Below are 4,843 nucleotides of genomic sequence, written 5' to 3'. Positions count from 1 at the left end.
CATCGTCCGCCCTGCCCCTGTGAAGCGAGGCTGAGTTCGAAGCTTACGGGCGTTCCCTGATGCTGATCTGCGCTTCTCCCCGGGAAACGCGGCGATTCACTGACGATGGCACATTTGGGCATTTTCCAGCCCAGTGTTTACGGGGGCTTCAGGCTGTGAAATAGGCTTCCCACTAACGATGGCACATTTCATCACTTTTCCGTGATGTAGGGGCTGGCCTCGCGCAATATTGCTATACTTGTATAGCGAAACTAATTGTGGAGTTTGCCATGCTTGCTATTCGACTGCCTTCGGAACTGGAAGACCGCCTGGAAAACCTCGCCAAAGCCACTGGCAGAACCAAAACATTTTATGCCCGTGAAGCCATTGTGGCGCATCTGGACGACTTGGAAGACTTGTACTTGGCGGAACAGCGCCTGCTGGATAACCGGGCTGGTCGCTCGGAGTCGGTCCCCCTTGAGGATGTGATGAAGCGCTATGGCTTGGCGGATTGAATTTGACCGCGCCGCAGAGCGCGAGCTGGACAAACTCACCCCGCAAATCGCCAAGCGTATCCTCATGTTTTTGCATGAGCGGGTATCAAATCTGGATGATCCCCGTAGCATTGGAGAGGCCTTAAAAGGCTCACGCTTAGGGGATTTTTGGAAGTATCGGGTGGGTGATTACCGCATTATCAGCAGCATCGAGGACGGCGCCTTACGCATCCTGGTGGTCAAGATTGGGAACCGGCGAGAGGTGTATCGCTAGTCCCAATGGCCTTTTGTACTGTGGCTCACTCGTCCAAAGCACTTAGGAGATTCGCCCTGTAGGGTGCCCTACTGTTACGAAAAATAATTGGAATATAGCCATGCTTGATAACGAAAAACGGGACTATTTGGGCGAGCACTCCGGTGCCAATTCTTTAACTTGGATTGAGACGAAGCGTGCTTACAAGGACGGAAAATTAGGATTCTATGTAGATCGAGGATTAGCCCTAAAAGCAGCGTCTAGTGGCCCGTCCTCCCATGACCTGCGTGTGCGCCACCAAAAAGTTGGACCTTAGGCCAGAGCCAGTGAGATCTGAGTCAAACGGGCACGGGCGGCCTCCCAGCTCTCCCCAGGTCGAGCCTGTTTGGCAATTTCGGCATCTGAGATTTTTCCAGCCTTGCGCTTCGTCGGGGCCTTGCTGACCGCCTTGACGGGCTTCTTAGGCGCGTAGTCGAACACTAAGTGTGTGACGCGCCGTCCGGTCTTGCGTTGGCTCCAACTAACCATGAGCGGACTGTGTTCATTGATCTGCTCGATGGCTGGCTCAATCACCCAGCGGCGCAGGTCAGCCATCAGCGGGTAGCGATCCTCAAGCTGGAGCCAGCGGCGTAGATCGGTCACCTCAACCACGCGGTGACCTTCTGGCCATTGCACCAGGACTTCATACAGGCGGATGCCATAGGCACTGGTCATCTTGGCTACATCAGACAGCGCGTAGCGCGTGAACTCGCGCTGGAGGCCTGTCAGATAGGGGAGAATGTCCTTGGTGAACCGCAGTTCTACCCGGCCTTCGCCTTCGATGTAGAAAATAGTCTGCACCCAGCCTGTAATCATCACCTTGGGCTTTTTGCCCTCGCCGTTAGGCTCCTTTGTCAACCGCACCTCGCGGCGCTTGAGTCGCAGAGCGGCGTCTTTCAATTCCTTGTAGCTATCACCCACCGCCATGCCTGAAAGGCCCGCCAGATCGGCGGCTGTGATGCTGTAGAGCACCTCATCGGTGACAGTTTCATTCCGGCGCACCTGCCCTATGCAAGCCAGAACAATGCGCTGTTCTTGGACGGTCAGCCGGTAGGCTGCCTCGACCAGTGAATTGCTTTTGTAAACCATTGCTGCTGATTGCATGGGCCGCCCCTGTCCATTTTGTGTGTAGAGCATAACGCAATACACATATACAGGGAATCCCTCCACACATAGCAGGGAATCCCTCCACACATGACAGGGAATGTCTACACATATAGAGGCTGGAGGCCACGTAAACCGTGGCCTCCAGCCGTCCTAAAAGGAGAAAAGTAAAAAGTAAAAAGGCGAAAATCAGCGTTCATGCCTTCGGGAGAGGGATCGCAGAACTTGAGCATGCACAAATCATTGCGGCCTGGTTTGATCAAAGATAGGCACCGTTCCAGTCGCTGTGCGCCCGTCTAAGGCTGTGTAAGACCCCCAAGGTAGCGAACGGGCGCTTCGCTCCTTCACGGCGCTGAGCTGCGCTCCTGCGCGCTTCGCTTGCCTGGTGATCAGGGTGTGGGGGTCAATACCCGAAGTTCGGGTGCTCTGGGTTTGAGTAGGGGCACCCCAGGTCTGGCGATTTGAGCGTGGGCAGCAGCGCGGCGTGTATCAACCGGCCAGCCTGCTCCTGGATGTCCTGGCAGGCCTCCAGGAAGGCCAGAGCGCCGTCGTCCTCGTCTGACTCCAGAATTTCCGGCAGCTCGCATACAGCCTCGTTCAGTGACCGGATGAGGGCCATAAGGGCGTGTTTGTCGTTCATTGCTCCCCCAACGTCAGGCGGCGGAACGCCGCCGACCCTTTGCCGTCATCGCCCAGGACAGCGCCGCGCTCGTTTGGTCGAGCCAGGAACTCCCCCATCCGGGCGAGCAACGTCTCGCCCCCCTGACCACCTTGGCGCTTGATCTGGTCGAGCAGCATCGCGCCGACCAGCACCTGGGGCGCATGGACGGCTGGGAGCAGATCGAGCAGCAGCGGCAGGCAGAGGCCCGGCAGGAGCTGGAGCGCCGCGCCGCCGAGCGTCTGCGCGACAGGCCGGCACCCGGCGAGGATGGGCCGCGCCGGAGTGGGCCGAGGTTCAGCGGGCCACGCTGAATCACCCCCCCCTTGCACGCCGAATCAGACCCCCTTGCAGGTGAAATGACGTTAGCGGTGCACCACTGTGCACAAGGGCCGGAACGGCCCAAAGCCCCGCAGCGCGGGGCTTTCAGCTTCTAGCACTCGGGAACCCGAGTGCAGCAGTGTTAGCCTATTTTCCGCCCCCCTTGGCTGCTACCGTTTTGCTCATCCATGAGCCTGTTTTGCTGCTGTTTTGCGCACTCTGCTACCGTTTTGCGCCACTTTTGAGCCTGTTTTGCTCAGGCCGCTGAGCCTGTTTTGCTACCGTTTTGCTCAATCGTCTGCCGGATCGTCACGGCGCACGTATTCTTGATCGACCTCGACAGCCAGGGCATCGACGATCTGCGCGAGGCGGGCCAGCTGATCGTCACTCAGCCGACTGACGTTCAGGTCATCCAGGGCATCGAGCAGCGCATCGGTGCTCAGTTGCATGCGGCCTCCTACAGCTCCAGGGCGAGCTGGTCATCTTTCTTGATGGTGAAGCTGAAGCCAATGATCTTGCGGCCCTGCCGGCGCGGCTCTGCCGTCACCGTCAGGTCGGTACCGGCGTTCACCTCCTTGATGGCTGGATCGAGCACCCGCTTCCGCATGTCCTTCACGTCCTGGTACTTGTCGCCCAGGTCGAACATCTGGCGCAGCTGATCGAGGGTGCACTCGCGCTGGCCGAGCTTGAGGAACTGGCTCATCAGCTCGTACAGACGCACGGCGTAGAAGCTCGATAGGTTGCCAATCTGCTTGAGCTGGTAGCTGGTGAATTCCTTGTTCAGCATCGTCAGGTGCGGCAGTACCGTGGGCGAAAAGCCAAGCTCTACGCAGCCCTGCCCCTCCTTGTATTTCACGTGGAAGACCCAGCGCATGCGCTCCACGATTTTGCCCTTCGAGTAGCGGCGAATGTCGCGCTCGAAGAGGCGGTTGGCAGCGTCTTCCAGGGCCATGTATGCGTTATTCATGCCCAGCCCGAAAACTTCCGCAAAGGAGTCAGCCCGGATGGTGAAATACCCATCTTTTGGCAGTGGTTTGCGTGGATCAATCAGCGATGCAGCGCACAGCACCAAGCGCTTTTCGTTGAGTGTCAGCGTATGCGACGCCTCAATCAGTCTATTTGACTGAGTAACCTTGTTATCGACTAGCTCCACAGGCCCATCCCCGACATTGAATCTGTCCCTGATTAGGTATTCAGGGACAGGGCGCTGTCAAGTCCCTGTCCTTGTCCTGTGGACGACACTCAGAATCTGTCCCCCTTTAACTCAGAATCTGTCCCCCTTTAACTCAGAATCTGTCCCCCTTTAACTCAGAATCTGTCCCTGATAGGCAGCATTTTTACTAATAAAATCAATCAGTTAGGCATGCCGAAAACAAGGAAAAACAAGAAAAACAAGATTTAAAAGCCCCGCAGGGCAAAAGCAGAGCCGGGAATCTGTACCTGATGCATCGAAAAGCGCGCCCTTCCAGTCGCTGTGCGCCGCCCAGCAGCGGCGTACGACTCAAGTCCGGCGTGCGGCTGCTTCGCTCCTTCACGGCGCTGCCTGCGGCCTGCGCGCTTCGCTTGCTGGTTATCCGGGCTAGGGTGGCGAGCCCTCTGTGGTGGCGGTTATAAAAAAACCCCTCTCGGTCATGCCGGAGGGGTTTGTATGGTTAAAAATGAGTGCTCAAACGATGTGTTTGACACTCTCCGCTCTGCACGATTGCAGCTTTACTGGTTTGAGTGCATGGGACTGTCAGGAAACTTTTCGCACCTTGATGCGTTCGGCCCCGATCCCACCGCTGTTGGTTTTTAGTTGCGCCTCAGCCATTTTTAGGCCGAATCCGCCCCTGGCGTCTAAGCCATGTTTCGCGAAGTTCCGCGTTTTGAGCGATCCGCTCGTTAGTCATGAGGTCCCACCGGTTCCCTACAGAACCACTCGTATCCATCTCCAAACAAGGTCGGGCTGCCAAGCCCGACCACGCCACTCAACACACACACGTCACAACACACGCT

Annotated in this window: 7 protein-coding genes; 3 read left to right on the top strand and 4 right to left on the bottom strand. The window is 57.2% G+C overall.

Features of this window, described 5'->3' with window-relative positions; genetic code table 11:
- Positions 1-269: 269 nt before the first annotated feature.
- The gene (locus CYD26_RS24515) at positions 270-494 is read left to right on the top strand and encodes a DUF6290 family protein (RefSeq protein ID WP_095022859.1); all 225 of its coding nucleotides are present in this window, start codon (positions 270-272) and stop codon (positions 492-494) included.
- A complete protein-coding gene (locus tag CYD26_RS24510) occupies positions 478-747 on the top strand; it encodes a type II toxin-antitoxin system RelE/ParE family toxin (RefSeq protein ID WP_102053892.1) in 270 nt (89 codons plus the stop codon). The genes CYD26_RS24515 and CYD26_RS24510 overlap by 17 nt, the downstream gene beginning before the upstream one ends.
- A gap of 291 nt (positions 748-1,038) precedes the next feature.
- Here the strand turns inward: CYD26_RS24510 and CYD26_RS24505 are convergent, their stop codons facing one another.
- Positions 1,039-1,869 carry a replication initiation protein gene (locus CYD26_RS24505; protein ID WP_218197070.1) on the bottom strand — a complete coding sequence of 277 codons (831 nt, stop codon included), beginning with the start codon at positions 1,867-1,869 and terminating at the stop codon, positions 1,039-1,041.
- A 403-nt stretch (positions 1,870-2,272) separates the two neighbouring features.
- The gene (locus CYD26_RS24500; RefSeq protein WP_102053891.1) at positions 2,273-2,509 is read right to left on the bottom strand and encodes a hypothetical protein; all 237 of its coding nucleotides are present in this window, start codon (positions 2,507-2,509) and stop codon (positions 2,273-2,275) included.
- Between CYD26_RS24500 and CYD26_RS25080 the strand changes: the two genes are divergently transcribed.
- Positions 2,509-2,841, top strand: coding sequence for a hypothetical protein (locus tag CYD26_RS25080; RefSeq protein WP_145991828.1), 333 nt, complete (start codon positions 2,509-2,511; stop codon positions 2,839-2,841). The genes CYD26_RS24500 and CYD26_RS25080 overlap by 1 nt on opposite strands.
- Positions 2,842-3,138: 297 nt before the next feature.
- Here CYD26_RS25080 and CYD26_RS25150 read toward each other — a convergent pair whose 3' ends face one another.
- Both CYD26_RS25150 and CYD26_RS24490 read right to left on the bottom strand, forming a co-directional pair.
- Positions 3,139-3,297 (bottom strand): hypothetical protein, encoded by a 159-nt coding sequence (locus CYD26_RS25150; protein WP_158240144.1) that lies wholly within the window; start codon positions 3,295-3,297, stop codon positions 3,139-3,141.
- 8 nt (positions 3,298-3,305) lie between these two features.
- Positions 3,306-4,001: a RepB family plasmid replication initiator protein gene (locus CYD26_RS24490; protein ID WP_102053889.1), complete on the bottom strand. Its 696-nt coding sequence runs from the start codon at positions 3,999-4,001 to the stop codon at positions 3,306-3,308.
- Positions 4,002-4,843: the final 842 nt, after the last annotated feature.

The sequence above is a fragment of the Pseudomonas sp. FFUP_PS_473 genome (assembly GCF_002858665.1).
In the GTDB taxonomy this organism is placed as follows: domain Bacteria; phylum Pseudomonadota; class Gammaproteobacteria; order Pseudomonadales; family Pseudomonadaceae; genus Aquipseudomonas; species Aquipseudomonas defluvii.
This window is presented reverse-complemented; position numbering and strand designations above follow the sequence as displayed.